Origin of the sequence: Dolichospermum sp. LEGE 00246, assembly GCF_015207865.1 — a bacterium.
Taxonomy (GTDB): domain Bacteria; phylum Cyanobacteriota; class Cyanobacteriia; order Cyanobacteriales; family Nostocaceae; genus Dolichospermum; species Dolichospermum heterosporum.
The window spans coordinates 1-2,735 of sequence record NZ_JADEWA010000591.1 but is presented as its reverse complement, the minus strand read 5'-3'; the positions used below and the strand labels follow the sequence as shown (position 1 = coordinate 2,735).

General features: G+C 36.0%; 2 protein-coding genes. Both read left to right on the top strand.

Annotation, left to right across the window (positions count from 1 at the left end):
* On the top strand, positions 1–1,722 hold a 1,722-nt coding region (locus IQ228_RS24400; protein WP_193964747.1), incomplete at its 5' end, for a CheR family methyltransferase.
* Positions 1,723–2,006: 284 nt separating this feature from the next.
* On the top strand, positions 2,007–2,735 hold a 729-nt coding region (locus IQ228_RS24395), incomplete at its 3' end, for a cobyrinate a,c-diamide synthase (protein WP_193964746.1).

The following is a 2,735-nucleotide window of genomic DNA, read 5'->3' as shown; positions in this document are numbered from 1 at the left end:
ATTTTAATTAATGTAACTGCTTTTTTTAGAGATAGTTCAGCTTGGGAATATTTAGCCAAGAAAATTATCCCTAATATCATCAAAAATAAACAACAAGATGAACAGATTCGGTGCTGGAGTGCTGGTTGTGCTTCTGGACAAGAGGCTTATACTTTAGCAATGGTCTTATCAGAAATATTGGGAATGGAAGAGTTTCGTAGACGGGTAAAAATCTACGCGACAGATGTAGATGAAGAAGCTCTTTTTCAAGCTCGTCAAGCTAGTTATTCAGCAAAAAATATTATTGAAGTTCCCTTAGAACTGCGCGACAAATATTTTGATCTAGTGAATAAAAACTATGTTTTTCGTCAAGATTTACGTCGTTGCGTGATTTTTGGTCGTCATGATTTACTTCAGGATGCACCAATTTCTCGTTTAGATTTATTGATTTGTCGCAATACGTTAATGTATTTTAATTCGGAAACACAAGGAAAGATTATCAATCGGTTTCATTTTGCGCTTAATGACCATGGCTATCTGTTTTTAGGAAAAGCAGAGATGTTAGTCATGCACTCTAATTTATTTATCCCCATAGATTTAAAAGATCGTGTATTTGCGAAAGTATCTTTGGAAAATATGAATGATCGTCGATTGCTGCTTACAAATATCAAAAGTCCAGCTTCAAATAAGAATATAGATTATGAAATGCAGATTAAAGAATTGGCTTTTGATACTGCATCTAATGCCCAAATTGTGATTGATAATAATGGTAAGTTAATCATGATTAATGAAGAAGCTCGAAATTTATTTGGACTAACAGTTAGAGATTTAAACCGCCCTTTTCATAATTTAGAACTATCTTATAGACCTGTGGAATTACGCTCAATAATTGAACGGGTCTATAATGAACGTCATCCTATTACACTCACAAATATTGAACGTTATCAATCTAATTCAGAACTTCAACATTTAGATGTGCGGATTATTCCTCTACAAGATACTGATCAAAATATTGTCGGTGTGACAATTTCTTTTAATGATGTCAGTCCTTATATCAAACTCCATACAGAACTACAACGCTCTCGACAGGAATTAGAAACAACTAATGAAGAATTGCAATCTACTAATGAAGAATTACAATCTACCAATGAAGAACTAGAAACAACCAATGAGGAATTACAATCTACCAATGAGGAATTAGAAACAACCAATGAGGAAATTCAATCAACAAATCAAGAAATGGAGACAATGAATGAAGAACTCCAATCTGCTAATGAAGAGTTACAAACAATAAATAATGAATTAAGCGATCGCACCACTGAACTTGACCAAACTAATATTTTTCTTGCTTCTATCTTAGACTCTCTGCAAATGGGAATAGTAGTTATGGATAGTAGTTTTAATATTTTAATTTGGAATCATACAGTTGAAGATCTGTGGGGTTTACGCAGTGATGAAGTAATAAATAAATCTTTGTTTAGTTTGGATATCGGGGTACCTATAGAACAATTGCGAAATCCCATTCGTGATACTATGTCTGGTAAGAAGAAATTACAGGAAATGCTTCTGAATGCCACCAACCGTCGCGGTAAAAAAATCCAATGTTATGTTGCCTGTAGTCCTTTACTAGAAGAAACAATAGTAGGTATCATTATAATGATGACTGATGTAGAAAAAATCAATAGTATGATTTCTCCAGTGGACATTGAAGAAAGACAACGGGAAGGATCAGAAAATATTTAGCCCCGCTATCGGCGACGGTCAGTCGCTACTACACAAACAAAGTCCACCTGCGTGGACTAAGGGAACACCAAAAAATAAATTACCCAATTTTGTGGGATGGGCATCCTGCCCGTCCTTGATGGTTAGCGGGCAAGATGCCCGCACCACAAGAAATTTTTGGGTATTTTTTTAATTGGAAGTCCCTAAGAAAAATCAAGGTTTTTAACCCACGCAGGTGGGTTTTGCCCGTATAGCCGCGACTTCTAGTCGCTAAGTACAATTATTTTTACATAATCTTATAATCTATGTCTATAATTATTGCTGGAGAACGGAGTGGAGTCGGGAAAACAACAGTTACACTTACCCTATTAGCATCTTTACGTCGTCGTGGTGTAAAAGTGCAATCTTTTAAGGTGGGACCCGATTATATTGATCCGATGTTTCATCAATATGTTACTGGTCTTCCTTGCCGAAATTTAGATGCTGTGCTAACTTCAGAAAGTTATGTGCAGCAATGTTTTCACCATCATTCTCCCCAGTCTGAATATACTTTAGTTGAAGGGGTAATGGGTTTGTTTGATGGTATTAGCCATTTATCAAACACAAGTGAAAAAACCGACTTTGCGAGTACAGCGCACGTTGCTAGATTGTTAGATATACCAATAATATTAGTAATTGATTGTAGCCGTTTATCGGGTTCAGTAGCTGCGATCGCTCACGGTTATTGTTCTTTAGATAGTAGAATTAAAGTTGCTGGATTAGTCTTAAATCGAGTCGGAAGCGATCGGCATTTATCATTATTAAAAGCTGCCCTTTCACCTTTACAATTACCCATACTCGGTGTCTTACGACGACAAGATAATATTACCATTCCTGACCGTCATCTCGGTTTAATTCCCACCGCAGAACTAGCAGAATTAGATCAAATAATTAATAGTTTGGCCGATTTAGGTGATATTTACTTTGATTGGGATAAACTTCTCCCACTTTTAAAATCAGCATCTTCCCCAAATTTCCATACCCCACCCGTGCTA